Source organism: Leifsonia shinshuensis (genome assembly GCF_013410375.1).
Classification (GTDB): domain Bacteria; phylum Actinomycetota; class Actinomycetes; order Actinomycetales; family Microbacteriaceae; genus Leifsonia; species Leifsonia shinshuensis.
On sequence record NZ_JACCFL010000001.1, the window covers coordinates 1,243,424 to 1,267,270 of the forward strand.

The 23,847-nt window shown below is 70.8% G+C and carries 26 protein-coding genes; 11 read left to right on the forward strand and 15 right to left on the reverse strand.

The genetic code is table 11. The features are described from left to right. Positions 1-678: an FMN-dependent NADH-azoreductase gene (locus HNR13_RS06065; protein ID WP_179604925.1), complete on the reverse strand. Its 678-nt coding sequence runs from the start codon at positions 676-678 to the stop codon at positions 1-3. 166 nt (positions 679-844) lie between these two features. On the opposite strand from HNR13_RS06065, the gene HNR13_RS06070 reads away from it, so the two are divergent. The 3 genes from HNR13_RS06070 to HNR13_RS06080 are packed head-to-tail and all read left to right on the forward strand — an operon-like array spanning position 845 to position 2,658. Continuing rightward, the gene (locus tag HNR13_RS06070; RefSeq protein ID WP_179604926.1) at positions 845-1,492 is read left to right on the forward strand and encodes a haloacid dehalogenase-like hydrolase; all 648 of its coding nucleotides are present in this window, start codon (positions 845-847) and stop codon (positions 1,490-1,492) included. 50 nt (positions 1,493-1,542) lie between these two features. Next, positions 1,543-1,983: a winged helix-turn-helix transcriptional regulator gene (locus HNR13_RS06075; protein WP_179604927.1), complete on the forward strand. Its 441-nt coding sequence runs from the start codon at positions 1,543-1,545 to the stop codon at positions 1,981-1,983. A gap of 15 nt (positions 1,984-1,998) precedes the next feature. Further along, entirely contained in the window at positions 1,999-2,658 is a 660-nt protein-coding gene (locus tag HNR13_RS06080) for a thioesterase II family protein (RefSeq protein ID WP_179604928.1), read from the forward strand. Between the two features lie 19 nt (positions 2,659-2,677). Here HNR13_RS06080 and HNR13_RS06085 read toward each other — a convergent pair whose 3' ends face one another. The 5 genes from HNR13_RS06085 to HNR13_RS06105 all read right to left on the reverse strand — a co-directional run bounded on the left by HNR13_RS06085 (position 2,678) and on the right by HNR13_RS06105 (position 6,314). Then, on the reverse strand, positions 2,678-3,268 hold the full coding sequence (locus HNR13_RS06085) for a flavodoxin family protein (protein ID WP_179604929.1): 591 nt from the start codon (positions 3,266-3,268) through the stop codon (positions 2,678-2,680). A 50-nt stretch (positions 3,269-3,318) separates the two neighbouring features. Continuing rightward, on the reverse strand, positions 3,319-3,564 hold the full coding sequence (locus HNR13_RS06090; RefSeq protein ID WP_179604930.1) for an acyl carrier protein: 246 nt from the start codon (positions 3,562-3,564) through the stop codon (positions 3,319-3,321). A gap of 95 nt (positions 3,565-3,659) precedes the next feature. After that, positions 3,660-4,634 carry a beta-ketoacyl-ACP synthase III gene (locus HNR13_RS06095; RefSeq protein WP_179604931.1) on the reverse strand — a complete coding sequence of 325 codons (975 nt, stop codon included), beginning with the start codon at positions 4,632-4,634 and terminating at the stop codon, positions 3,660-3,662. Next, a complete protein-coding gene (locus tag HNR13_RS06100) occupies positions 4,631-5,662 on the reverse strand; it encodes an AvrD family protein (protein ID WP_179604932.1) in 1,032 nt (343 codons plus the stop codon). The genes HNR13_RS06095 and HNR13_RS06100 overlap by 4 nt, the downstream gene beginning before the upstream one ends. Before the next feature lie 133 nt (positions 5,663-5,795). Continuing rightward, complete coding sequence (locus HNR13_RS06105; RefSeq protein ID WP_179604933.1) at positions 5,796-6,314, reverse strand: DUF805 domain-containing protein; 519 nt, start codon at positions 6,312-6,314, stop codon at positions 5,796-5,798. Between the two features lie 195 nt (positions 6,315-6,509). On the opposite strand from HNR13_RS06105, the gene HNR13_RS06110 reads away from it, so the two are divergent. Both HNR13_RS06110 and HNR13_RS06115 read left to right on the forward strand, forming a co-directional pair. Beyond that, complete coding sequence (locus HNR13_RS06110; RefSeq protein ID WP_179604934.1) at positions 6,510-7,091, forward strand: TetR/AcrR family transcriptional regulator; 582 nt, start codon at positions 6,510-6,512, stop codon at positions 7,089-7,091. Between the two features lie 135 nt (positions 7,092-7,226). After that, complete coding sequence (locus tag HNR13_RS06115) at positions 7,227-7,691, forward strand: hypothetical protein (protein ID WP_179604935.1); 465 nt, start codon at positions 7,227-7,229, stop codon at positions 7,689-7,691. Positions 7,692-7,721: 30 nt separating this feature from the next. Here the strand turns inward: HNR13_RS06115 and HNR13_RS06120 are convergent, their stop codons facing one another. Continuing rightward, positions 7,722-8,594, reverse strand: coding sequence for a LysR substrate-binding domain-containing protein (locus HNR13_RS06120; RefSeq protein ID WP_179604936.1), 873 nt, complete (start codon positions 8,592-8,594; stop codon positions 7,722-7,724). A 207-nt stretch (positions 8,595-8,801) separates the two neighbouring features. Here HNR13_RS06120 and HNR13_RS06125 point away from each other — a divergent pair, with 207 nt between their 5' ends. From HNR13_RS06125 to HNR13_RS06140, 4 genes are all read left to right on the forward strand, one after another. Further along, positions 8,802-13,595 (forward strand): ExeM/NucH family extracellular endonuclease, encoded by a 4,794-nt coding sequence (locus HNR13_RS06125; protein WP_179604937.1) that lies wholly within the window; start codon positions 8,802-8,804, stop codon positions 13,593-13,595. 198 nt (positions 13,596-13,793) lie between these two features. Next, positions 13,794-14,204, forward strand: coding sequence for a hypothetical protein (locus HNR13_RS06130; protein ID WP_179604938.1), 411 nt, complete (start codon positions 13,794-13,796; stop codon positions 14,202-14,204). Next, positions 14,198-14,416 (forward strand): helix-turn-helix transcriptional regulator, encoded by a 219-nt coding sequence (locus HNR13_RS06135; protein WP_179604939.1) that lies wholly within the window; start codon positions 14,198-14,200, stop codon positions 14,414-14,416. Before HNR13_RS06130 ends, HNR13_RS06135 begins: the two co-directional genes overlap by 7 nt. 8 nt (positions 14,417-14,424) lie before the next feature. Further along, positions 14,425-15,405, forward strand: coding sequence for an NAD(P)-dependent alcohol dehydrogenase (locus HNR13_RS06140; RefSeq protein WP_246312726.1), 981 nt, complete (start codon positions 14,425-14,427; stop codon positions 15,403-15,405). A gap of 23 nt (positions 15,406-15,428) precedes the next feature. Here HNR13_RS06140 and HNR13_RS06145 read toward each other — a convergent pair whose 3' ends face one another. Genes HNR13_RS06145 through HNR13_RS06170 form a run of 6 tightly spaced genes read right to left on the reverse strand, consistent with a single transcriptional unit; the run spans position 15,429 to position 19,973 of the window. After that, the gene (locus HNR13_RS06145; RefSeq protein ID WP_179604940.1) at positions 15,429-15,761 is read right to left on the reverse strand and encodes a CHY zinc finger protein; all 333 of its coding nucleotides are present in this window, start codon (positions 15,759-15,761) and stop codon (positions 15,429-15,431) included. Further along, complete coding sequence (locus HNR13_RS06150; RefSeq protein WP_179604941.1) at positions 15,758-16,369, reverse strand: CbiQ family ECF transporter T component; 612 nt, start codon at positions 16,367-16,369, stop codon at positions 15,758-15,760. Before HNR13_RS06150 ends, HNR13_RS06145 begins: the two co-directional genes overlap by 4 nt. Beyond that, entirely contained in the window at positions 16,363-17,064 is a 702-nt protein-coding gene (locus HNR13_RS06155; protein WP_179604942.1) for an ATP-binding cassette domain-containing protein, read from the reverse strand. The genes HNR13_RS06150 and HNR13_RS06155 overlap by 7 nt, the downstream gene beginning before the upstream one ends. Beyond that, positions 17,061-18,185: a thiolase family protein gene (locus tag HNR13_RS06160; protein WP_218881181.1), complete on the reverse strand. Its 1,125-nt coding sequence runs from the start codon at positions 18,183-18,185 to the stop codon at positions 17,061-17,063. Before HNR13_RS06160 ends, HNR13_RS06155 begins: the two co-directional genes overlap by 4 nt. Beyond that, positions 18,175-19,311, reverse strand: coding sequence for an AMP-binding protein (locus HNR13_RS06165; RefSeq protein ID WP_179604943.1), 1,137 nt, complete (start codon positions 19,309-19,311; stop codon positions 18,175-18,177). The genes HNR13_RS06160 and HNR13_RS06165 overlap by 11 nt, the downstream gene beginning before the upstream one ends. Then, positions 19,308-19,973, reverse strand: a complete 666-nt coding sequence (locus HNR13_RS06170) for a biotin transporter BioY (RefSeq protein ID WP_179604944.1) — start codon at positions 19,971-19,973, stop codon at positions 19,308-19,310. Before HNR13_RS06170 ends, HNR13_RS06165 begins: the two co-directional genes overlap by 4 nt. Before the next feature lie 58 nt (positions 19,974-20,031). On the opposite strand from HNR13_RS06170, the gene HNR13_RS06175 reads away from it, so the two are divergent. Continuing rightward, entirely contained in the window at positions 20,032-20,688 is a 657-nt protein-coding gene (locus HNR13_RS06175) for a TetR/AcrR family transcriptional regulator C-terminal domain-containing protein (protein WP_179604945.1), read from the forward strand. Here the strand turns inward: HNR13_RS06175 and HNR13_RS06180 are convergent. Together HNR13_RS06180 and HNR13_RS06185 are read right to left on the reverse strand one after the other, a co-directional pair. Continuing rightward, positions 20,669-21,046: a DUF3566 domain-containing protein gene (locus HNR13_RS06180; RefSeq protein ID WP_179604946.1), complete on the reverse strand. Its 378-nt coding sequence runs from the start codon at positions 21,044-21,046 to the stop codon at positions 20,669-20,671. The genes HNR13_RS06175 and HNR13_RS06180 overlap by 20 nt on opposite strands. 260 nt (positions 21,047-21,306) lie before the next feature. Continuing rightward, on the reverse strand, positions 21,307-21,939 hold the full coding sequence (locus HNR13_RS06185; RefSeq protein WP_179604947.1) for a ScbR family autoregulator-binding transcription factor: 633 nt from the start codon (positions 21,937-21,939) through the stop codon (positions 21,307-21,309). A 167-nt stretch (positions 21,940-22,106) separates the two neighbouring features. Here HNR13_RS06185 and poxB point away from each other — a divergent pair, with 167 nt between their 5' ends. After that, the gene (gene poxB, locus HNR13_RS06190) at positions 22,107-23,840 is read left to right on the forward strand and encodes a ubiquinone-dependent pyruvate dehydrogenase (RefSeq protein ID WP_179604948.1); all 1,734 of its coding nucleotides are present in this window, start codon (positions 22,107-22,109) and stop codon (positions 23,838-23,840) included. Positions 23,841-23,847 lie beyond the last annotated feature (7 nt).

The window sequence follows — 23,847 nt, forward strand, 5'->3', positions numbered from 1 at the left end:
TCAGTCGTTGACGAGCTGCAGAGTTGCTGCGGCGCTGAGCTTGCGGGCGAACGCGACCGCCGCGTCGGTGAGCTCTGCCTCGGCGGCCGCGCGCGTGCCGTCCACGTCACCGTTGACGACCGTCGGGGCGAACCGGACGTGAGTGGCGTCCTCGATGCCCACGAAGCTCAGCCAGTCGGCGAAGAACGTAGCGCTGAAATCAGCTCCGAAGCTGGCCGGGACGCCGGGCGCATAGACACCGCTGGTGTGAATGGCGACGGCCTGCTTGCCCTCCATCAGGCCGTTGTAGCCGTTCTCGGGGTCGAACCCGAAGGACCAGCCGGGCTGGGTGACGATGTCGATCCACTGCTTGAGGACGTACGGAACGCCGGCGTTCCACATGGGGATGTTGAAGACGTAGGCGTCGGCGGCCGCGAACCGGTCGAACACGGCGCGGGCGGACTCCCACGCTCCGATCTGCTCCGGCGTCTGCTCCTGGCCGGAGAACACGGCCATCTTGGCCGCAGCCGCGGTACGACCGAAAACGGGCAGCGCACCGTCCTCGAACAGGTCCAGCGTCTCCACCTCGAAGCTCTCCGGACCGGCAGTCTGGACACTGTCGATGAAGTGCCGTGCCAGCCGCAGGGAGTCGCTGTTGGCGTAGCGGGGCGAGGCGTTGATGTGGAGGATGGTGGGCATTGGCTTCCTTTCGGACTGTGCGGTTGGGGCCGTAGGGACCCCGCCCTCCATCCTCAGCTGCACCGCTGGAGTCCCGTAAGAGCGCACTAAATTGTGCCTAAGGCACTTCAATGTGCCTGCTTGTCATGGCTTCCACATCGGGACAGGGGTTCCTAGGATTCTTCCCGTGGAAGATTCCGACAGTTCCCAAGCTGCCTACACAGACGTGGACGGCACAGTGGTGGCGTATAACTCCATCTTCGAACTCCTTCGCTTCGACGCCGCTGAACGACTTCGCTGCGCCGAGGCGGACGAGTTCCTGGCCGGACTGCGCGCTGCGGCCGCTCGCGGCGTGCCAAGGTCCGAGACCAATGCCCGCTATTTCCGCTGGTGGCAAGGCCGGAGTGTGACGGAAGTCGCCGAACTCGGGGAGCGCTGGGCAGACTTCCAGGCAGACTCGCCTATGCGATGGCAGTTCCTGGAACCAGTGGCGTCCCTCCTGGACGGGCACACGCGAAACCGGCGGCGAATAGTCGCAGTGACGGCCTCCTTCGAACCTGCACTGGTGCGTGTGAAACGGCGCTGGCCGCAGCTTCAGATACTGTGCACGCTCCCTCGGATCAGGAACAGCCGTTACACCGGGGAGATCGAAGAAGCGTTGGTGGGCGCTGCCAAAGCGCGCGCCGTGGCGTCCCACGCTGCCGAACATGGAGTGGATCTGGCGGCGAGCCTCGCCTACGGCGACCACGATTCGGACTTGCCGTTCATGGCGTTGACGGGTGAATCGCTGTTGGTCGGACCGAAGGCGAACGATCAGTCAGTGACGATCGCGTAGCGTCATGTACGTTTTCTCTCTGTATGTAAGCCCAAGTATGCTTTTGTCCCATGAGCCAATCGGTGGAAAAGGGTTGTGGGACGGGAAGCCTCACGGCAGAGCAGAGACGTCTGAAAGCCCAGAGGCAACACAACGCCCATTTGGGCGCTTGCCCGGCTCGCCAGCTCCTCGAAGCCATCAGCAGCAAGTGGGTGACTCTGGTGATGCTGGCACTGGAAGATGGCCAGCTCCGCCACAGCGAGCTCCGCAAGCGCATTCCGGGTGCCAGCCAGAAGATGCTCACATCAACGCTTCGATCCCTGGAGCGCGACGGCCTGGTTTCTCGGCACGTCACGGCGTCAGTTCCCGTGCGCACAGATTACGAGCTCACGCTCCTCGGCCAATCGCTCCTTCGAATCGTCTTTGAAATGAAGAACTGGGCTGAGACGAACATGGATGAGGTGGCGGCCTCCCGCGCGGAGCATGACACTCACCGGCTCCAAGTTCGATAGCGTTCGGACATCTCCATGCATCTCTTCTGCCTGCATCATGCTGGGGGTACAACCGCGAGCTTCGCAGGTTGGCGCATTCCCGGAGTCGATGTCACCAAACTGGGCTACCGTGGAAGAGACTTCGGGTCTATCGCTGGAGCCGCAGATGTTCTTGCCGAGCGGATAGACGCGTCATCGTCGCCTCGGCTTGCGCTTTATGGTCACAGCATGGGGGCGACCCTTGCGTTCGAGGTGGCCCTCCGACTCCAGGATGTCGATCGTCTGGAACACGTCTTCCTCGCGGCCGCTCGTCCGCCATGGGAAGCACCCGACGGCGCTACCGCTTTCTCGGTAGAGCGCGCTGCAGCTCGCGCGTCCGCCCTCTCCGGCGAATTGTCCGAGCGTGCGCGTGAGATCCTGCTCGAGGACCTTGCGCTGTTGGCGTCCTACCCGGGCAGGCGTCCGGAGGGGCAGTTGAAAGTCCCGGCAACGATTCTCTACAGCAACGACGACCCTGTGGTGGCCGCCATCGACTCCGCGCGCTGGGCTTCCTGGTGCTCAGCTGAACCACGGCTGGTGGAACTATCCGGTGTCGGGCACCTCTTCCATCGCGCCAGCCTGGACGTGCTGGCGGTTGTGCAATCTACGCTGTCTCCGCTAACGCCGATACACACTGCTACGCCGGCGTCTGCGTGAGCGAGGCCCGCGCTACGGGTCACCGGTCTAAGGCGCAGCGGCCGGCGACGAAGATGGCCGTCATGTCGGCAACTCTTCGGCCCAGATGCTGTGCTGTCGCGACATCCGCTGGGTGTACACCTTCGACGCCGACATCCGAGAAAGTTTGGGCGGCGGCCCCATTGAAATAGCCGAAGCGGTTGAGGTCATTCTCGGTGCCCCGGGTATTCTTCCATCCCGGGAGCAGGCCGAGGTTGATCCAGTTCATCCCGTGCTGCGCGGCAAACGTCGAAAAATAGTCCAGGGTGGAGTGCTTGTCTCCGGCCTTGCAGGCTGCATTGGTGAAGCCCGCTGCGAGCTTGTTGTGCCATCTCTGTTCAGCCCAGCGGCCTGTGGTCTTTTCGGCGAATGCATGGAAGGCAGATGGTGCTGTGCCCATGTAGGTGGGGGCGCCGAAGACGATCGCATCGGCCTCATCGAGGTAATCCCAGGACCGCTCAGTCATCGCCTCGACGTGGATGAGGGTGGTGGTCGCGCCGCGAGTGCCGACAGCATCGACCACGGCGTCTGCCAGGACTTTGGTGTGGCCGGAGCCCGAATAGTAAACAACTGCAATTGCCGGATCAGCCATGTGTCCTCCTTCTTGTGCTCGGTCTGTTGTGGGCCCTGTGACGGGCATGGCTAGCTCGCGTTCCGCGGTGCCAGTCTGTTCGTGAGCATCGCGGCTGCAGCGTGCGCATTGCCTGCATCTGCGAGTTCGAATTCGTCGACGCGCACGCCGAACTTGTTGCTGAGGATCACGGCGGCCTCAACGAGGGTGAGCGAGTCGATGTCCAGATCCGCAAAGGCGTCGTCCGGTTGCATGTGGCTGAGCTCGTCCATGACGGATCCGATCGCATCGACAACGTCGGGAGCGGTGATTTCCATTGGTTTTCCCCTATCTGGTGATTGAGGTGGCCCGGGATCGTCCCGCGCCACAGAGGTCCTGCACGGGCGACGCCTTGCAGGATTCGGCTGGTCGCCTAGTGCGGGTCGATAACCGACATCGATGGCCACGTCATGGCTATGGCGCCCCACGTGGTTCCGCCGCCGAAAGCCGTCAGAACGACTTTGTCGCCCGGGTTCCTGTGACCTTTGGTACCAGCATTGGTCATCGCCAACGGGATCGACGCGGCCGACGTGTTACCGACCTTGTCCAAGTGGATCTCCGCTTTCGAGCCAGGGATGCCGGTCACTGAAGCGACCGTTTTCAGGATTCGGACGTTGGCCTGATGTGCGATCAAGGAGTCCACGTCATTCGCGGTCCAGCCCGCGCGCGCCAGAACCGTTTGTACGGAATCCGACATCGCGGACACGGCCTGCGAGAAGACTTCTTTTCCTTGCATCTCGAAGAAGGCGCCAGCGCGTCGTGGCACCTGGATGAGTTCTTCGCCCGTGCCGTCCGAGTGGAGCGTCGAGGCCAGGATGGTGCCGGGCTCCTCGGCTTTTCCAGCCGTGAGGTATGCGGCACCTGCCCCGTCCCCGAAGATTACGGACGTAGCCCGATCCGTCGGATCGAGAAGGCGAGTGAACGTGTCAGCGCCGATGACGAGGGCGGAGTCGACGGAGCCTGAGCTGATCGCCCAGGACGCCGTGGCCAAGGCGTACACGAATCCGGAGCAAACGGCGGAGACGTCGTAAGCGGCGACCCCTCGCAGCCCCAGATTTGCCGCCACCTTCGGAGCCGTTGCGGGACAGACCTTGTCCGGCGTTGACGTCGCCACCATCAGGAGACCCGCGGAGTCGGCGCCGGCGCTGGCCAACGCGCGTTGGGCAGCGACGGTGGCAAGCGCACTCGTTGTCTCTGTTTCACTCGAGTGACGACGTTCGGCGATGCCGGTTCGGCGCCTGATCCACTCGTCGGAGGTGTCCATGAGCGCGGACAGGTGGTGATTGGTGACGACGCGCTCCGGAAGGGCGCCTCCCAGGCCGCGTATGACGGCAGCAGGCGCGCTCATCGGGCGACCTCAGACGCCTGAGTCGCGCGGCGAGCAGGCAAGCGATGTGCCACACTGCACACCACTTCGCCGCCGTCGAACGTGCCTACGACGTCGGCGCAACGCCACGACTCGTCCTGCTTCTCGATGAGCCGGTTCCTGCGCAGCCGGACAGTCAGGCCGGTTGTTCGCCCGGCCTCCGCATGAGGACTCGGGCGGCTGAGCGCAATTCGAGTCTTGCGCATCCACAATGTGTTGCTCTCGGCACGGTTCACGGAATCGAACCCGTAAAGCAGGACCTGGCCGAGTTGAAGAGTCGCGACGAAGAAGTCGACTGCGCAGAGCGCGTGGGGATAGGCAGCCTCAAGCCCGCTCAGGTCGGCGATGCGGCTCGGGGTGGGCTGGCTGAACGATAGCTGCGCGCTGACAGCCTCGTCCTCCGCGTCGAGCTGGATGTCCTCGAGTGAAACCCGTCGTCGTGCCCAGCGGTCGCCGTAAAGGCGTGAACCGGCGTCGCCGACGAGAGCCTCCTCGGTCGGTGCTTGGACTGAAGCGAGTCCGAGCTCGTGGGCATCGTGGGCCACCGTCAGAGTTGCTGTCATGGAGGCGACCGAGCAGCGCATGACTGAAGGCGAGCCGTTGCTTCCAGTCTGCAATGTGGCGCCGGATTCAAGATCGCTGAGATCTCCTTCGACTGGTTCGCCGCCTCCGGAGACGATAATCGATTCGACGTACGCGGTCGGAAGAATCTCCGGGGAATAGCGACCGGCCAATATGGCTTCGGCCATTCTGCAGGCAAGGACGAGAACATCGGTGGTTCCCAAATGTGGGATCTGCTCCGTCTCGCCTTTGAGGGACCAGGATCCGTGGATCGCTATGCCGGCGCGCGCCGTGAGGGTGGACTCAGAGACTCCGTGCGCCACCCGGACTCTCCGAAGCAGCGGGTTCGTGGACTTGTAGCCGTGACTGAAGAAGCGGCTGCGTCCGTCGCCCAGAAGATCGTCGATGGTTGCGTAACGCTGCGGAGCAGAGCGCGTGGTGAGTGGCATGCGGGTCCTTGGATTGTCGTCGACTCGTATCCACAGGATCCTTGGTCGCGCGGCAAGCAACCAGTGTCCCTCGATGGTGGTGCTGCTAACACCAGGATCGTCTCGCAGGCGTGCAGCCTCACCGAGCCCTTCGCTACCGCGGCCGGTCGAATCGCGCCCCCAGCGGGTTCGACGGAAGGGCCGTGAGCACCAGCTGCACCACCCAGCCGAGCGGGACGAACGAGATGAAGTACCACGGGCCGGCCAGGTTCGCGTCGTGCAGACGGCGCCAGATCAGGGCCAGGTGGGGCACCAGCGTCGCGAGGACCCAGACGATCCACACGGCGAGCAGCACCCAGAACAGCGGTCCGACGATGCGCGGGGAGCCGGTCATCCGGAAGCTGCCGCTCAGCCGGCTGATCACGACCACGAACAGCCAGTAGGCGATGGCCAGCAGCACGTCGAACAGGAAGAACCACCAGTACTCGCCGCGGCTCGCCCGTCCGGTGAAGTCCGCGTACTTGGTGAAGAACCGGCGGATCGCGTCGCCCATGGTGGCACCGTAGAGCGGCGCCGACAACGGCACCGGCCCGGACGGCGGCACCGGCCCGGACGGCGGGACGGGCCCGGACGGCGGCGGCGGGGCGGACGGCGGCGGCGGCTCCATGGACATGGTGGTCCCCCTCTCGCGAGGCTACGAGTACAGGATGCGACGGGCGCCTCGTCCCGCACTACCCCGGTGTGTCCACGACATCCGCGGCGCCGAATCGCCGCGCAATCGAGCGCCCTGCCGTGTCGCGCGGCGTCCCCGGGTTAGAGTTTGCTCCTGGGGGGACCGCCGCATCGAACGGATTCGAGGACCCCAGCCATGCCACGTCAGGAGCGCGCCGAGCGCAGCCGTGCCAGCATCCTCGACGCGGCCGCGGACGAGTTCGATCAGCACGGCTACGCCGGAGCCCGGCTGGAGCGGATCGTCGAGCGCACCGGCCTGACCAAGGGCGCGGTGTACTTCCACTTCCGGTCCAAGCTGGACCTGGCGAAGGCGCTAGTGGCGGAGAAGTACGGCAACTGGCCGGCGATCGTCTCCGACATCGACGCGAGCGGGCTCCGCGGCGTGGCGGCGGCCGCCGAGCTGACCAGGCGGGTCGGCGCGGTGTTCGCCTCGGACGTCCGGGTGCGCGCGGCGATGGCGCTGTCGCAGACCGTGCTCCCGCCCGGCCCGGACGCCGACCCGTACGACAACTGGGTGGGCGTGGTGGCCGGCTACCTGGCGCAGGAGGAGGGCGCCCTGCCGCAGGGCCTGGAACCGCGCGCGCTCGCCGTGGTCGCGGTCCAGGGCTTCTTCGGCGCCTACATGATCGCGGCGGAGCGCGGCCGGCTGGACGGGCTCCCCGCCGACATCGACCGGCTCTGGAGCGCCCTCGGCGCCGCGTTCGCGGCTGCGGCCTGAGCGCCGCCCTCCGCACGCCACCCCACGCCCCCCCACACGCACGCCAGCGGCCGCATGTCGCACGTCGCCGGGCGGAGCGTGCGATACGTTCTTCCGTGCGGACCGATCCGATTCCGCATCCTCGGGGGGAAACCAATGAAGAAGATCTCTGTCGTCGCCGCTGCCTCGATCGCGCTCGTCGCGGCGCTCAGCGGGTGCTCCGCGTCGAACGCGCCGACCGTCACCGCCACGCCGACCGCGTCGGCCACCGCCACGGCGGCCGCGCAGACCCATGCGGAGGCGTGCGCCATCGTCATGAAGACGATGCGGGAGCTCGCGTCGAAGCAGGGCGAGGCGGCGTCGGCCATGTCCGATCCGTCGAAGGCGCAGGCGATCCTGGACGAGATGTCCGCGTCGTTCGCGAGCATGGACTCGGGCGTGAACAACGCCGAGGTCAAGGTCAAGACCTCCGCCGCGGCCGCGGCCTTCTCGGACTACGCGGACTACATCAAGAAGATCCAGGCTGATCCGACCACGGTGAGCACGGACGTGCTCACCACCAAGCTCAAGGCGCTCTCGAGCGCGTCCACGGCGGTCGGAACGGAGTGCGCGGGCGCCTAGCCCTGTCCGGCCGGCCGCCGGCGGCCGGCCTCAGATCGCCGTGAGCTCCTCGCGCACGAAGCGCGCGAACTGCTCGGCGGCCGCCGACTGCGAGCGGGTGCGGTTGCGGGCGAGCCCGATGACGCGCTGCGCCTCGTCCGCGAGCGGCACGGCGACGATCCCCGGCTCGGCGGGCGTGTCCGGGATGAGGGCGACGCCGACGCCGTCGCGCACGAGCGCGCGCAGCGTGGACAGCTCGGTGACCTCGATCACCGGTGACAGCACCTCGCCGTGCGCCGCGAAGTACGCGTCGGCGATCGTGCGCAGCCCTGAGCCCGGGCGCAGCGCGACGAGCTCCGCCTCGGTCAGGTCCGCGAACGACGCCTCGGCGCGGGTGGCGAGCGGGTGGCCGTCCGGGACGCCGAGGACCAGCCGCTCCGCGGTCAGCGGGACCCACTCGATGTCGGGGTCGCGCGGGTCGGGGCTGAGGAACGCCAGGTCGGCCGAGCCCTCGCGCAGCGCGTCCAGGACGGTGTCCGCGGTGCCGCCGCGCAGCGCGAAGCGGATGTCGGGGAACAGGCTGCGGTACTCGCTCACCACGCGCGGCAGCAGCCAGCTGCCGAACGACGACACGTAGGCGAGGGAGACGATCCCGGCCGCCGGGTCGCGGAGGGCGTCGATGCGGGCGCGGGCCGTCTCCAGCTCGGCCTCCGCCCGGGACGCGTGGGCCAGCAGGATCTCGCCGTACTGGTTCAGCTCCAGATGCCCGCGCCTGCGGTCGAACAGCTCGACCCCGGCGTCCGCCTCCAGCCGGGCCAGCGAGCGCGACAGGGTCGACTGCGAGACGCCGAGCGTCTCGGCGGCCAGCGCCAGATGGCCCTCCGCCGCCAGCGCCCGGAAGTGGGCGATCTCGTCGATCCGCATGCACACCATCATGGCCCACCCGCGTCGCGCCCGCCGGATGGCGAAGACGCCGGCAGCCGTCTCCCCGCGAATGGGGCTGCTTAAATGAGCGGTCTACCCCCGGACGAGTTTTATGTACGTTCACTCACAAGACAGTGCGCGGTTCTCCGGGATCTCTAAGTTGACCGCGGGCTCGCACGAGTTCCCCCCTTCCGACCGAGGAGAGAAATGTCACCCAGATTGCGCACCTTGTGGCGCGCCGCCACCGCCGTGGCTGTCGGAGCCGGCCTCGCCGCCGGCTCCCTCGCCGCGACGCCGGCCTTCGCCAGCACCGACGGCACCGGTGTCGTCATCAACGAGGCGTACCTCTCCGGCGGCAGCGCCGGCGCCGCCTATGCCAACAAGTTCGTCGAGCTCTACAACCCGGGCGACCAGCCCGTCGCCCTGACCGGCTGGAGCGTGCAGTACCGCTCCGGGACCAGCACCGGCGCGGCCAACGGCGTCGTCCCGCTGAGCGGCACGATCGCGGCCAAGGGCTACTACCTGGTCGCCGGCGCCTCCAACGGCACGACCGGCGCCGCCCTGCCGACCCCGGACGCCGCGAGCAACGGGCTGAACCCGTCCGGCACCTCCGGCACCCTCATCCTGGCCAAGTCGGCCACCGCGCTGACCCTGCCGACGGGCTCCGTCACGGGCAACCCGAACGTCGTCGACCTCATCGGCTACGGCGCCTCCAACACCTTCGAAGGTTCGAAGACTGCGACCGCCCCGAGCGGCAACACGGATGTGAAGTCTCTCAACCGGACGGCCTTCAAGGACACCGACGACAACGCCGCGGACATCTCGCTGAGCGCGACGATCACCCCGCAGAACACCGCGTCGGCCCCCGACCCCGGCAACCCGGGCGACGGCGGAGGCACCGACCCCGGCACGGGGACCGACCCCGGCCCGCCCGGCACGATCGCCATCTCCGACATCCAGGGCACCGGTGACACCAGCCCCAAGGCCGGCCAGACGGTCAGCACCGTCGGCGTCGTCACCGCCGCCTACCCGACCGGAGGCTTCAACGGCTTCTACCTGCAGACCCCGGGCACGGGCGGCGCGATCGACCTCGCCACCCACACCGCCTCCGACGCGATCTTCGTCTTCGGCTCCTCCGCCGTCGCCGGTGTCGCCGTGGGCGACTACGTGAAGGTGACCGGCGCCGTCAGCGAGTACAACGGCCTCACCGAGCTCACCGCGACCAAGGTCGACACGCTCGACAAGAGCACCGTCACCGCTCCCACCCCCGCGCTCGTCGGCCTCCCGACCACCGACGCGCAGCGCGAGAGCCTCGAGGGCATGCTGATCGCCCCCCAGGGCGCCTTCACCGTCACCGATGTCTACTCGGCCAACCAGTACGGCGAGATCGGCCTCGCGGCCGGCGACAAGCCGCTCGTGCAGCCGACCGAGATCGCCCGTCCCGGCACCACGGCCTACGCCGCGGCCGTCGCCGACAACAAGGCCCGCTCCGTCACCCTCGACGACGGCGCCTCGACCAACTTCCTCAGCGCGGCGAACAAGTCCAAGCCGCTGCCGTACCTCTCGCTGACCAGCCCGGTCCGCGTCGGGGCGCCCGTCACGTTCACCAAGCCGGTCATCCTCGACTACCGGAACGACGCCTGGAAGTTCGAGCCCACCGCCGAGCTAACTCCGGCGAACGCGTCCGCCGTTCAGCCCGTCAGCTTCGGCAACACCCGCACCGCGGCCCCGGCCACCGTGGGCGGCGACCTCCGGCTCGCCACGTTCAACGTGCTGAACTATTTCCCGACCACCGGCGACCAGCTCACCGGCTGCACGTTCTACACCGACCGCGACGGCAACAAGATCACGGTCAACTCCGGCTGCGACGCCCGCGGCGCCGCCGACGCGACCAGCCTCAAGCGCCAGCAGGACAAGATCGTCGCCGCGATCAACGCCCTCACGGCCGACGTGGTCTCCCTGGAGGAGATCGAGAACTCGAAGCGCTTCGGCCTCGACCGCGACGACGCGCTGAAGACCTTGGTCTCCGCGCTCAACGCCGCGGCCGGCAGCGAGGTCTGGGCGTTCGTCCCATCCCCGGCGACGGTCCCGGCGTCCGAGGACGTCATCCGCACCGCGTTCATCTACAAGAAGGCCGTCGCGGCCCCGGTCGGCGCGTCGAAGATCCTCGACGACGCAGCGTTCTCCAACGCCCGCCAGCCGCTCGCCCAGGCCTTCAGGAAGGTCGGCGCGCAGGACTCGTCGGCGTTCATCGCCATCGTGAACCACTTCAAGTCGAAGGGCTCCGGGAGCGGGGCCGACGCCGACCAGGGCGACGGGCAGGGCGCGTCCAACGCCTCCCGCGTCAAGCAGGCCAACGCCCTCGTCGCCTTCGCGAACGAGCGCAGGACCACGCTCGGCTCCGACAAGGTGCTGCTGATCGGCGACTTCAACGCGTACCTCAATGAGGACCCGATCAAGGTCCTGACCGACGCCGGCTACGTCGACCAGGTCAGCACCCGGACCGCGAAGGCGACCTACTCCTTCGGCGGCACGGTCGGCTCGCTCGACCACGTGCTCGCGTCGCCGGCTGCGAACGCCGCCATCACCGGCGCGGACGTCTGGAACATCAACTCCGTCGAGTCGGTGGCCCTGGAGTACAGCCGCTACAACTACAACGTCACCAACTTTTACGAGGCGGGCCCGTACCGCTCCAGCGACCATGACCCGATCGTCGTGGGCCTGGCGGTGAAGGCGGCCCCGGTGACGCTCAACCTGCTGAACATCAACGACTTCCACGGTCGGATCGACAGCAACACCGTCAAGTTCGCCGGCACCGTCGAGAAGCTGCGCGCGGAGGGCGGCGAGGGCAACACCCTCTTCCTCTCCGACGGCGACAACATCGGCGCCTCCCTGTTCGCCTCGGCCTCGGCCGGCGACGTCCCCACCCTCGACGTTCTGAACGCGCTCGACCTGAAGACGAGCGCCGTGGGCAACCACGAGTTCGACAAGGGCTTCGCCGACCTCACCGGCCGCGTGAAGGACGCCGCGAAGTTCGGCTACCTCGGTGCGAACGTCTACCAGAAGGGCACGAAGACCCCGGCGCTGCCGGAGTACGCCACCTTCACGGTGAACGGGCTGAAGGTCGCCGTCATCGGCGCCGTCACGCAGGAGACCCCGACCCTGGTCTCGCCCGGCGGCGTCTCGACGCTCGACTTCGGCGACCCGGTGGAGGCGGTTAACCGCGTCGCAGCGCAGCTCACCGACGGCGACCCGGCCAACGGCGAGGCCGACGTGATCGTGGCCGAGTACCACGAGGGCGCCGGCTTCGGCACGCCGGACGGCGCCACGCTCGACCAGGAGGTCGCGGCAGGCGGCGCGTTCGCCGACATCGTCACCAAGACGAGCGCGAAGGTCTCGGCGATCTTCACCGGCCACACGCACAAGGAGTACAGCTGGGACGGCCCCGTCCCGGGTGTCGCGGGCGCGACCCGTCCGATCGTGCAGACCGGCAGCTACGGCGAGAACATCGGCCAGGTCAAGCTCACCGTCGACCCCGACAGCCGCGCGGTGACCTCGTACACCGCTCGCAACGTCAAGCGCACCACGGACGCCGACGCGAGCCTGGTCTCCGCCTACCCGCGGGTGGCGAAGGTGAAGACGATCGTCGACAAGGCGCTCGCCGACGCGGCCGTCATCGGCAACCAGAAGATCGGCTCGGTCACCTCCGACATCACCACGGCGTACATCAACGGCGCCCGCGACGACCGGATGAGCGAGTCCACCCTGGGCAACCTCGTCGCCGACTCGCTGCTGTCGACCCTCTCGCCCGCCCAGTCGGGCGGCGCCGAGATCGGCGTGGTGAACCCGGGCGGCCTCCGCGCCGAGCTGCTCTACGGCACGGACGGATCGGTCAGCTACGCGCAGGCGAACGCCGTGCTGCCGTTCGTGAACAACCTGTGGACGACCTCCCTCACCGGAGCGCAGTTCAAGCAGGCGCTCGAGCAGCAGTGGCAGCGGAACGCCGACGGCACCGTGCCGAGCCGGCCGTTCCTCAACCTGGGGCTGTCGAAGAACGTCAGCTACACGTACGACGCCACCCGGCCCGAGGGCGACCGCATCACGAGCATCATCGTGAACGGCACGCCGATCGACCCGGCGAAGTCGTACCGGATCGGCACGTTCTCGTTCCTCGCGCAGGGCGGCGACAACTTCCGGGCGTTCGCGGCTGGAACCGACACACGCGACTCGGGTCTCATCGACCGGGACGCCTGGATCGGCTACATCTCCGCGCACAGCCCGCTGTCGCCGAGCTTCGCCCGCCGCGGCGTGTCCGTCACGGACGTCCCGACGGCGACCCTGAAGCGCGGCCAGCAGGTGAGCTTCGGGGTGCAGAAGCTGAACCTGACCAGCCTGGGCAGCCCGGCCAACACCTCGCTCGAGCTGAGCTGGGGCGGCTCGGCGGTCATCGGCAGCGTGCCGGTGGACGCCGCGGGCAACGCGACCGTGGGCTTCACCGTCCCGGCCTCGGCCGCAGGCGCGAGCACCCTGGTGCTCACCGCCAAGGAGTCCGGCACGACCGTGCGCATCCCGCTCACGGTGGAGGCCGCTCCGACCGACGGCAAGCCCACGACCGACCCGAAGGCGGCGGCCGAGTCCGCGCTCACCAAGGCCCTGAACGGCAAGATCTCGTTCAAGGACAAGGCCTACCACGCGGGCGACCCGATCGACGTCTCGGTCGGCAAGGCGCGCGCGGGCCAGTGGGTCTCGGTGTGGGTGTACTCGCAGCCCCAGGCCGTCGGCGCCGGCTGGATCCAGGTGCCCGCTGACGGCGTGCTGCACCTCACCCTGCCGAAGCCGCTCGCCAAGGGCGACCACAAGCTGTCCGTGCAGGACAGCAAGAACTCGGTGATCGGCTGGGACGACCTCAAGGTCGCCAACGGCAACGCGGTCGGCCACTGGGTGTGGACGCTGATCTGGAACTGGCTCACCGGCTGGCTCTGGGGCTGGCAGCAGCAGTAGTCCCTGATTGACGACGACCGCCGGGCGCGCACGCTGCGCCCGGCGGTCGCTCGTTCGCGGGCGCATTCGTCACGAATCGCGCGAATCCGCGCCCGAATCGCAACATTCGTCACGAATCGCGTGTCAGAAATTATTGACACGATGTACGCGTCGCTTTACACTCGCCATGTAAATGATTTTTGACATGGGAGGTGCGAAGTGTCCTTCGACGAGAAGAACGCGTGGGCGTACCTGGTCGTCGCCGTCCTCGGCTACGCGACCTACCTGATCCTGCTCGCGGCCCTCGGCCCCGGCGCCTACGTGCCGCTGCTGCTCTGGACGGTCGGCGCCTCCATCGCCGCCAACATCGTGGCCCGCATCGGCATCTCGATCGGCAACCCGCGCGAGGCCGACAAGCGCGACCAGCGCGACCGGGAGATCAAGGTGTTCGGTGAACGCGTCGGCCAGGCCTTCGTCGTCATCGGCGCCCTGGCCGCCCTCGTGCTGGCGCTGTTCGAGGCGCCGTGGTTCTGGATCGCGAACGCGGTCTACGCGGCGTTCGTGCTCTCCGCGGTCGTCGGCTCGATCGCCACCCTCGTGGCCTACCGTAAGGGGCTGCCCGCATGGTGAAGCCCACCCGGGTCACCAACAGCATCCGGGCGCTCCGGTTCGGCGCGGGGGAGATGACCCAGGCCGAGCTCGCGGACCGGGTCGGCGTGACCCGCCAGACCATCATCGCCATCGAGCAGGGCCGGTACTCGCCGTCCCTGGAGATGGCCTTCCAGCTCGCTCGGGTGTTCGGGGTCCCGCTCGACGACGTCTTCCAGTACCCCGAGGAGTGAGGGGAATCATGAACGCCACGATGCGCGCCGTCGTCCAGGACGTCTACGGCACCACCGCCGCCCTGCGGGTGGAGGAGGTGCCCGTGCCGTCGATCGGCCCCGGCGACCTGCTGGTGCGCGTCGAGGCGGCCGGCATCGACGCCGGCACCTGGCACCTCACCACCGGCCGCCCCTACCTGATGCGGCTGATGGGCTTCGGGATGCGCGGCCCGTCGCAGCGGGTCCGCGGCGCCGCCTTCGCGGGCGTCGTGGAGGCCGTCGGAGCCGAAGTGACCGACCTGCGGCCCGGCGACGCCGTGTTCGGCTCGGCCGCCGGAGCGCTCGCCGAGCGGGTGCGCGCCGCGCGCGCGGAGGTCGTGCCGATCCCCGCCGGCCTCGGCTTCGCGGAGGCCGCCGCGGTGCCCATCTCGGCGGTGACCGCGCTGCAGGCGCTGGCCGCTGCGCAGGTGGATGCCGGCGACCGGGTCCTGGTGCTGGGCGCGGCCGGCGGGGTCGGCCATTTCGCCGTGCAGCTCGCCGTCGCCCGCGGCGCCGAGGTGACGGGCGTCTGCAGCGGCCCCAAGACCGCGCTGGTGCGCGAGCTGGGCGCCGCCGACGCGATCGACTACACGACCACCGACCCGCTCGGCCTCGGCCGGGTCTGGGACGCGATCATCGACACCGCGGGCAACCGGCCGCTCCGCGCGCTGCGGGCGAGCCTCGCCCCCGCGGGCGCGCTCGTCCTCGTCGGCGGGGAGGAGGGCGGCAGCATCCTCGGGGGGATGGAGCGCGTCGCCGCGGCGGGGCTGAGGAATGCGACCTCCCGCCAGCGCCTGATCGGCCTGATGGCGCGCGAGCGCCAGGAGGACCTGATCGAGCTCGCCCGGCTCTACCGGGAGGGCGCCTTCCGCCCGGTCGTCGACACCGCCTACCCGCTGGAGCGCACCGCCGAGGCGATCGACCACGTCGGCGCCGGGCGGGCGCGCGGCAAGGTCGTGGTGGTGCCGTAGCATCCTGCCGGGTCCGCCGGGCGTCACACCTGGAAGTACAGCTCCGTGTGCAGCGTGCACCCCGGGTTGAACGGCGCCCCGCACTCCGGGCAGGAGTCGGCCTCCAGGTAGTCGGCGATCGTCAGCGTGGCCTTGCACACCCCGCACAGCACCGCCCGCTCGTCCCGCTCGGCCACCGGCCACTGCTCCGCCGGGTGGCCCGCCGTCTCCGCGTGGCAGGCGTGGCACGGGTAGAACTCGCCGCAGCAGGCGAACCGGATCGCGATCACGTCGAGCGGCGTCCGGTAGTGGACGCAGCGGGTCTGGTCGTCGACCGTCGGGCCGAGCACACGCGGCCCTGTCACGCCGCCGCTCATCGCACGCCTCGCGCCGTCAACGCGTCGCCCAGCTCGTCCGCGTGCTTGAACGCCACCACCAGGAACGGGACGGCGAACGCCCGCAGGCCGGCCCGGGCGCCGCGGGCGCGCTGGGCGTCCCGGACGTCGCGCGCCAGCCCCGCGAGGACGGGCACGGTGCTCAGCGTCACGGTCAGCAGCAGCGCCGCCCGCGCGGGGTCGACCCGCAGGGCGGCGAGCGGCCGGAGGCCGCGCTCGACGGCGTCCAGCAGGTTGGTGACCCGGGTGGTCAGCACGAGCAGCGCCGCGAGCACGACGGCGGAGGTCACCCGGGCCGTGTTGGCGACGGCCGGCTCCGGGCCGAGGAAGAGCAGTTGGCCGCCGAGGGTGATCACGATCACCCAGCGTACGGCGAGCACCTGACGGGCGAGCTCGCGCAGGCCGAGCATGCCGTCGCCCAGCCCGGCGAGCGCGTAGGCGACCACGGGCAGTGCGGCGGCGATCCCGGCCGCGGCCCAGGTGGAGGGCAGCAGGGACACCGCGAGCACCGCCGCGAGCACGAGCAGCAGCTTCGGCCCGGCGGGCATCCGGTGCAGCGGTCCCGTCCCCGGGCGGTAGAGGGTCAGCACGGGAGGCTCCCCTCGGCGAGCAGACGCTCGTATGCCGCGATCAGGTCGCCCGGCTCACCGACGGCGGCCACGGTGCCGCCGGCGAACAGCACCGCGGCGTCGCAGCGCGCGGCGAGGGCCAGGTCGTGGGTGACCAGGAGGAGGCGGTGCCCGGCGTCCTCGAGGAGGTGGTCGGCGACGCGGCGCGCGTTCCGCGCGTCGAGGTAGGCGGTGGGCTCGTCGGCGATCACGAGCTCCGGACGCCGGACGAACGCCCCGCAGAGCGCCAGGAGCTGCTTCTGCCCTCCGGACAGGTCGTGGGACGGCCGGTCGGCGAGCGCGGCCAGCCCGAACCGGTCGAGCGCCTCGGCCACCCGGGCTGCGGTGGCCTCCCGGCCGAGCCGGTCGGCCCGCAGCGAGAAGGCGACGTCCTCCGCGACGGTCGGCATGATGATCTGGGCGTCGGGGTTGCTGAACACGACCGCGATCCGCTTCCGCAGCTCCGCGGCCTGCCGCGCCGGGTCGAGGCCCAGCACGCGCAGCTCCCCGGCGGAGGCGGGGACCAGCCCGCCGAGGAGGCGCGCGAACGTGGACTTCCCCGACCCGTTCTCGCCGATCACCGCCACCGTGCGCGCGTCGAGGTCGAGGGTGACGTCGTGGAGCGCGTCGACGTCGCCGAGGCGCACGCCGACGTCCCGCAGCCGGAGGGCGCTCACCGCACGACCTCCAGCACCGCGGCGACGCCGAGGCCGCCTCCGACCGACGCGGCGGCGACGCCGATCGTCCCGGCCGGCGCCCCGCCGCGCACGAGCCGGCTGAACAGCCGGACCACGGCGACGGCGCCGCTGGCGCCCCACGGGTGCCCGAGGGCGAGCGCGCCGCCGTCCGCGCACACGCGCGGGTCGTCCTCGGCGACGCCGATCCGCTCCAGGACGGCGATGCTCTGCGATGCGAACGCCTCCACGAGCTCGAACGCGGCGACCTGGTGCCGCTCGACGCCGGCGGCCGCGAGTGCGGACAGGATCGCGGGCGCCGCGCCGATCCCGGGCAGCGCGGGGTCGCAGCCGACGATCGCGCCGGCGCGCACCGCGAGTCCCGGAGCGGCGCCGGCGGGAGCGACCAGGACGGCCGCCGCGCCGTCGCCGATGCGGGTCGCGGTCCCGGCGGTGAGCGCGCCGCCGGGGAAGAGTGCGGGCAGGCGCGGCAGCAGCCGGTCGGCCGCGCCGATCGCGTCGTCCCGGTCGAGCCCGGCGAGCGGCACCAGCTCGTCCGCGAACCGCCCGGCCGCCAACGCCTCCCGCGCCCGGGCGTGGCTGCGCGCGGCGTGCGCGTCGAGCCGCGACCGCGGGATGCCGTCGTGCGTCGCCAGATCCTCCGCCGCCCGCACCATGTCCGGATCCGGGAAGCCTTCCGGCGCGAAGGGCGCCCGGTCGTAGGCGACCCCGTCGACCGACCGGACCGGGGCTGTGGAGGCGCTCTCCACACCTCCGGCGAGCCGGGCCCTGCCGTCGCCGGCCCGGATCCCGGCGGCCGCGTCGAGGATCGCCGCCAGGCCGCTCCCGCACTGCCGGTCGACCGTGCCGCCAGGGATCGCGGCGTCCAGCCCGGCGGCCAGCGCGGCGACCCGGGCCGGGTTGCCGCCCGGGCCCATGCAGTTGCCCAGGAGCACGTCGGCGACGTCGGCCGGTGCGCCGGCGGCGGTCGCGGCGTCGTCCAGGACGGCGCGCAGCACCGGAGCGGCCAGCTGCTCCACGCGCAGGCCCGCGAGAGCGCGGCCGCGGGTGCCGATCGGGGTGCGGCGCGCGGCGATGACGATGGGGGAGCGCTCAGCGTTCAAGCGGCCGCACCTCCCCGTCGAGCACGCGCCGGACGGCCTCCGCGCGGGCCGGCTTGCCCGCGGCCGTGCGCGGCAGCTCGGCCGCGAACCAGCGGCGCGGACGGTGCGCGGGGGCGAGCCGTTCGGCCGCCGCGGACCGGAGCACGGCGAGCGACGGGACGGCGCCCTCCGGCTCGACGACGGCGGCGACGAGAGCGCCGATCCGCCCGGTCGGGAGGCCGAACACCACGGCGTCGCGCACACCGGGAACCGACCGCAGCGCCTCCTCCACCTCGTCCGGCACGATGGTGGCCGACGCGCTCAGGATGGCGCCGTCCGCCCGGCCGAGCAGGCGCACGCGCTCGCCGCCGCCCGGAGCGGGGACCAGCTCGGCCCGGTCGCCGACCGTCGCCCAGTCGCCGTCGCGGCGCAGCGGCCCCGGAACGCCAGCGTAGCCGTGGGCGACGTAGGGGGAGCGCACCCACAGCTCGCCGCCGCGCACCCGCAGCCCCACGCCGGGGAATGGGACGAGCCCGTCGCCGTGGTCGACGGCGACGAAGGACAGCTCCGCCGCGCCGTAGTACGCGGTCACGCGCAGCCCGGCCGCCTCGGCCCTGGACCGCAGCGCCGGGTCGAGGCGCGAGCCGCCGACCAGGGCCGAGCGGATGCCGGAGGCCGCTCCCGACTCCAGCAAGCGCCGCAGCGACTCCGGGGTGCCGTGGAAGCAGTCGGCGCCGGAGCCGTCCGCGAGCGCCGCGCCGCCGAGCACCGGTCGCGGGCCGCCGTCGAGCGCGTGCGCGAGGGAGAACAGGGTGAGGGAGGAGGACGCGGGAGCCGGGAGGGCGACGGCGCGGCCGCGGCCCAGTAACTCGGCCACCGCAGCGAACGACGACGCCCACGACTCGTGCGTGCGCAGGACGATCCGCGGCGGCCCGCTGCTGCCCGAGGTCAGCGTCGCCCAGCCGATCCGGTCCGGGTCTCCTGCATCGCCGAGCCCGGCCCGGGTCGCCGCCTCCACCGCCGCGGTCAGCTGCGCGGGCGGACGGCGGCCGTCGAGCACGAGCGGGACGCCGCCGGCGGCCCTGGCCTCCCGGAGCCGGTCGAGCAGTGCGGGATCGTCGTCGCGCAGCGGGGCGATCGGGCTCATGCGACAGGCGCGCCGTCCCGTCCTGCGGCCGGCGCCGTCTCGGGAGCGGTGGCCGGCTTGGCCGCCCAGGTCCGCCGGAACGCGCGCGGGTAGGCGCGGACCAGCGTGGTCACCACCGCCGTCGCGATCGCGGCCTTGATGAGGTCGCCCGGCACGAACACCAGGCTGGTGAGGGCGGTCTCGCCGAGCGGCAGCCGGGTGACGAGGCTCTGCACCGGGATCCCCACCGCGTACACCACGAGGATGCCGCCGACGATGACGCCCACGAGCGTCCGCCAGGCGACGGGCTTGCGGTTGCCGGCGTGCACGATCAGGCCGATGACGGCCGCGCCGACGATCCAGCCGAACAGGTAGCCTGCCGACGGGCCGACGAAGACGCCGATGCCGCCGCGGCCGCCCGCGAGCAGGGGGAGCCCGGCGGCGACGAGCGCCAGGAGGACGGTCATCGAGAGCGCGCCGAGCCAGGGTCCGAGCAGTGCGCCGGCGAGCATGACGCCGAGCGTCTGAGCGGTGATCGGGACCGCGCCGAAGACGGTGAAGCCGCCGGGCAGGCCGAGCACGGCCACGATCGCCGCGACGACGGCGACGCGGGCGAGGTCGGTGGCGTCGATCGCCCGGCGGGAGGGGCGGGCGGCCGGGGTGGTGCGGGGGGAGTCGGTCATCGGGGGTTTCCTTCACCTGAACACTGTTCACCTGAACAGCGTTCACTATAGTGGTGCCGTGACGGGAAACGAAAGCGCACGCAGGCACACCCGCGACGACGTGGCGGAGACCGCTCTGCGGATCCTCGACGACTACGGCCTCCCGGATCTGACCATGCGCCGGCTCGCCGCCGCGCTCGACGTGCAGGCGAGCGCGCTCTACTGGCACTTCCCGAACAAGCAGACCCTGCTCGCCGAGCTCGCGGACCGCATCGTCGGCCGGGCCGCCGTCCCCGCCGCCGGCGCGGGGGCCGACTGGCCCGACCGGGTGCGCGGGGAGGCCGCCGCCCTCCGCGACGCCCTGCTCGCCTACCGCGACGGCGCCGAGGTCGTCGCCAGCACGGCCGCGCTCGGCCTGGGCGGGGCGCCCGCCCAGCAGCGGCTGGAGGCCGCGGTCCGCTCGGGGGGCTTCGACGACGAGACCGCGGCGCGCGCGGCGACCGCACTGCTGCACTTCGTGCTTGGCCACGTCTCGCACGAGCAGCAGCGGATGCAGTTCGACAGCATCGGCGTCCTGGCCACCGGCGAGGCGGCCGACCCGCTGGACGAGACGGACTCGGCCGCGGCCTTCGCGTTCGGCGTCGACCTCCTGGTCGGCGGGCTGCACCGGCTCCGCGACGCGTCGGCGCCCGCGGCGGCCGATCGCCCCGAGGAGATCAGTCGCTCCCGAACGTGACCTTCCAGCCGCCGACGACGTTGGTGGCGAGGTTGAACAGCGCCGCGACGATCGCGCCGAGCGCGGACACGACGATGACCTCCAGCAGCGCCACCACGAGGGTGAACGTCATCACGTTGGAGAAGGTGAGACCGGCGACCAGCGAGGCGCCCTGGGCGCCCGCGATGCTCTCCAAGAACGAGGACATCGAGCCCACCACGCCCACCTTGTCGAGCACCGACCAGGCGAGCAGCGTGAGCGCGACGATGACCACGGCGAGCACCAGGCTGACCAGGAACGACATCTTCAGCGCGGACCAGAAGTCGATGTAGACGAGGCGCATCGTCGCGCGCTTCTTCTGCTTCGTGCGTGCCGACATCGGCGACCTCCCCAGGCGGTGCGTGAATCGAACCGCTCGCGCGGCTCCCCCGTCCGCGATTCTAACCGACGCCCCCGTACGCGCCCCGCGACGGTGCCGGGCGTCGAAACAAACCGATCGACCGGTTATGCATGTAATATGGCTCTGCGGGGGCGAACGCCCGACCGACGTGCACGTCGCAACGGCGACCACTGGGGGGATGTCGGTCGGGCGGTTCCCCGATCGGCGCGGGCTGGGGAGCCCCCGTCAGACGTGCGCCGTCACTCCACGACGAGGTCGGGCAGCGTCCGCAGCGCGTCCAGCCGGCCGTCCGCCACGATCCCCGGCAGCAGCACGATCCAGAGCTCGCGGATCCGCTGCAACAGGTCGGCGCGCCCGGTCAGCGCGGCCGACACCAGCTGGACGCCCGTGAACGCCGGCGACAGCAGGTGGGCGAACATCGCGGGGTCGACCCGCTCCGACACGTCGCCCTCCTCGATCGCCCGCCTGGTGAGCTCCTCGATCGAGCGGAACCAGTCCTCGTAGGGCTCGGTCACCGGCTGCTCGGCGGTGCCGATCTCCGTCGTCAGCCGGATGCCCGCCTGCACCACCGGGTCCTCCAGCAGTTGCCGGCCGAGGCTCCTGCTCAGCAGCACCAGCGACTCCAGCGCGGGCCGGCCCTCCGCCAGGATCGCGGCGGAGGCCTCCATCGTGCGCCGGTGCTGGTCGGCGATCACGGCGAGCGCCAGCTCGTCCTTCGAGGTGAAGTGGAAGTACAGGGCTCCCTTGGTCAGCCGAGCGGCCGCCGCGATGTCGGCGATGGAGGCCAGCCCGAAGCCGCGCGCGCCGAACACCTCGGCCGCACCCCGGAGGATGGCGTCGCGGGTGGCGAGGGCGCGAGACTGCGTGACCATGACCTGAACACAGTAGTGCGGCGCGGCTCTGCGATGGATGCATGAATCCGTGCATGACGCCGAACGACGGAACGGACGGGACCAGACGCGGCCCCGGCCCGCGGAGTAGCGTTGGCCTATCCGCCGCGGGTCGCCCACGCAGCCCCGCCGACCGAGGAGGACGCCGCATGACCACCGTCGCCGACACCATCGTGGAGATCATCCGGGACGCGGGCGTCCGACGCGTCTACGGCATCCCCGGCGACTCGCTCAACGGCTTCACGGACGCGCTGCGCCGCGCGGGCGACGTCACCTGGGAGCACGTCCGGCACGAGGAGGCGGCCGCGTTCGCGGCGGGGGCGGAGGCCGCCCTCACCGGCGAGCTGGCCGTCTGCGCCGGAAGCTGCGGTCCCGGCAACCTGCACCTCATCAACGGCCTGTTCGACGCCAACCGCAGCCGGGTGCCGGTCCTCGCGATCGCCGCCCAGATCCCCGGGCCGGAGATCGGCAGCACCTACTTCCAGGAGACCCACCCGCAGGACCTGTTCCGCGAGGCGTCGGTCTACACCGAGCTCGTGAGCATCCCCGAGCAGCTGCCGCGGGTGTTGGAGATCGCGATGCGCACGGCCGTCGAGCGCCGCGGCGTCGCGGTCGTGGTCGTCCCGGGCGAGATCCTCCTCGCGGAGAGCGTCGGCCGCAAGCCGTCCGCGCCGATCGTCTACTCGCCGCGGGTGACGCGGCCGACCGACGGCGAGCTGCAGGCCGCCGCCGACATCCTCAACGGCGCCAGGAAGGTCACCATCCTCGCCGGCGCCGGTGTCGAGGGCGCCCACCCGCAGCTCATCGACATCGCCGGGGCGCTCCGGGCCCCGGTGGTGCACGCCATGCGCGGCAAGGAGTTCGTGGAGTACGACAACCCCTACGACGTCGGCATGACCGGCCTGCTCGGCTTCTCCTCCGGCTACCGGGCGATGGAGTCCTGCGACGCGCTGCTCATGCTCGGCACCGACTTCCCGTACCAGCAGTTCTACCCGTCGAAGGCGAAGATCATCCAGGTGGACCTCCGCGGCGAGAACCTCGGCAGGCGCACGCCGATCGACCTCGGGCTGGTCGGCAGCGTGAAGGACACGGTGGAGGCGCTCCTGCCGCTGCTCGCGGACCGAAAGGACACCAAGCACCTCGACGCCTCGCGCTCGCACTACCTGAAGGCGCGCAAGAGCCTGGACGAGCTGGCGGTGAACGACCGCAACCGCACGCCCATCCACCCGCAGTACGTCGCCCGGCTGATCAGCGAGCTCTCCAGCGAGGACGCCGTGTTCATCCCGGACGTCGGCTCGCCGGTGGTCTGGGCCGCGCGCTACCTGCGCATGAACGGCTCCCGGCGGCTGATCGGCTCGTTCAACCACGGCAGCATGGCGAACGCGCTGTCGCAGTCGATCGGGGCGCAGGCGGCGTTCCCCGGGCGGCAGGTGGTCGCGCTCGCCGGGGACGGCGGCCTGGCGATGCTGCTGGGCGAGCTGCTGACGCTGGTGCAGCTGAAGCTGCCGGTCAAGATCGTCGTCTTCAACAACTCCTCGCTGAACTTCGTCGAGGTGGAGATGAAGGCCGCGGGCTTCGTCAACTACGGCACCGGGCTGGAGAACCCGGACTTCTCCCGCGTCGCGCAGGCCATCGGCCTCCACGGCCAGCGCGTCGAGAAGCCGGACGAGCTGGAGAGCGCGCTGCGCACGGCCTTCGCCCACGACGGCCCCGCCCTCGTGGACGTGGTCACCGCGCGCCAGGAGCTCAGCATCCCGCCCGCGATCACCGCGGAGCAGGTCAAGGGCTTCACCCTCTACGCGCTGCGCACCATCATGTCCGGCCGCGGCGACGAGCTCATCGACCTCGCCGACACCAACGTCTTCCGCCGCCTCTTCGACTGACCCCCCC

What these genes read in the sequence shown, in the direction of transcription:
- HNR13_RS06065 (WP_179604925.1), bottom strand. Translation starts at nt 678, where the DNA reads ATGCCCACCATCCTCCACATCAACGCCTCGCCCCGCTACGCCAACAGC.
- HNR13_RS06075 (WP_179604927.1), top strand. Translation starts at nt 1,543, where the DNA reads ATGAGCCAATCGGTGGAAAAGGGTTGTGGGACGGGAAGCCTCACGGCA.
- HNR13_RS06080 (WP_179604928.1), top strand. Translation starts at nt 1,999, where the DNA reads ATGCATCTCTTCTGCCTGCATCATGCTGGGGGTACAACCGCGAGCTTC.
- HNR13_RS06085 (WP_179604929.1), bottom strand. Translation starts at nt 3,268, where the DNA reads ATGGCTGATCCGGCAATTGCAGTTGTTTACTATTCGGGCTCCGGCCAC.
- HNR13_RS06090 (WP_179604930.1), bottom strand. Translation starts at nt 3,564, where the DNA reads ATGGAAATCACCGCTCCCGACGTTGTCGATGCGATCGGATCCGTCATG.
- HNR13_RS06095 (WP_179604931.1), bottom strand. Translation starts at nt 4,634, where the DNA reads ATGAGCGCGCCTGCTGCCGTCATACGCGGCCTGGGAGGCGCCCTTCCG.
- HNR13_RS06100 (WP_179604932.1), bottom strand. Translation starts at nt 5,662, where the DNA reads ATGCCACTCACCACGCGCTCTGCTCCGCAGCGTTACGCAACCATCGAC.
- HNR13_RS06105 (WP_179604933.1), bottom strand. Translation starts at nt 6,314, where the DNA reads ATGTCCATGGAGCCGCCGCCGCCGTCCGCCCCGCCGCCGCCGTCCGGG.
- HNR13_RS06110 (WP_179604934.1), top strand. Translation starts at nt 6,510, where the DNA reads ATGCCACGTCAGGAGCGCGCCGAGCGCAGCCGTGCCAGCATCCTCGAC.
- HNR13_RS06115 (WP_179604935.1), top strand. Translation starts at nt 7,227, where the DNA reads ATGAAGAAGATCTCTGTCGTCGCCGCTGCCTCGATCGCGCTCGTCGCG.
- HNR13_RS06120 (WP_179604936.1), bottom strand. Translation starts at nt 8,594, where the DNA reads ATGCGGATCGACGAGATCGCCCACTTCCGGGCGCTGGCGGCGGAGGGC.
- HNR13_RS06125 (WP_179604937.1), top strand. Translation starts at nt 8,802, where the DNA reads ATGTCACCCAGATTGCGCACCTTGTGGCGCGCCGCCACCGCCGTGGCT.
- HNR13_RS06135 (WP_179604939.1), top strand. Translation starts at nt 14,198, where the DNA reads ATGGTGAAGCCCACCCGGGTCACCAACAGCATCCGGGCGCTCCGGTTC.
- HNR13_RS06140 (WP_246312726.1), top strand. Translation starts at nt 14,425, where the DNA reads ATGAACGCCACGATGCGCGCCGTCGTCCAGGACGTCTACGGCACCACC.
- HNR13_RS06145 (WP_179604940.1), bottom strand. Translation starts at nt 15,761, where the DNA reads ATGAGCGGCGGCGTGACAGGGCCGCGTGTGCTCGGCCCGACGGTCGAC.
- HNR13_RS06165 (WP_179604943.1), bottom strand. Translation starts at nt 19,311, where the DNA reads ATGAGCCCGATCGCCCCGCTGCGCGACGACGATCCCGCACTGCTCGAC.
- HNR13_RS06170 (WP_179604944.1), bottom strand. Translation starts at nt 19,973, where the DNA reads ATGACCGACTCCCCCCGCACCACCCCGGCCGCCCGCCCCTCCCGCCGG.
- HNR13_RS06180 (WP_179604946.1), bottom strand. Translation starts at nt 21,046, where the DNA reads ATGTCGGCACGCACGAAGCAGAAGAAGCGCGCGACGATGCGCCTCGTC.
- HNR13_RS06185 (WP_179604947.1), bottom strand. Translation starts at nt 21,939, where the DNA reads ATGGTCACGCAGTCTCGCGCCCTCGCCACCCGCGACGCCATCCTCCGG.
- poxB (WP_179604948.1), top strand. Translation starts at nt 22,107, where the DNA reads ATGACCACCGTCGCCGACACCATCGTGGAGATCATCCGGGACGCGGGC.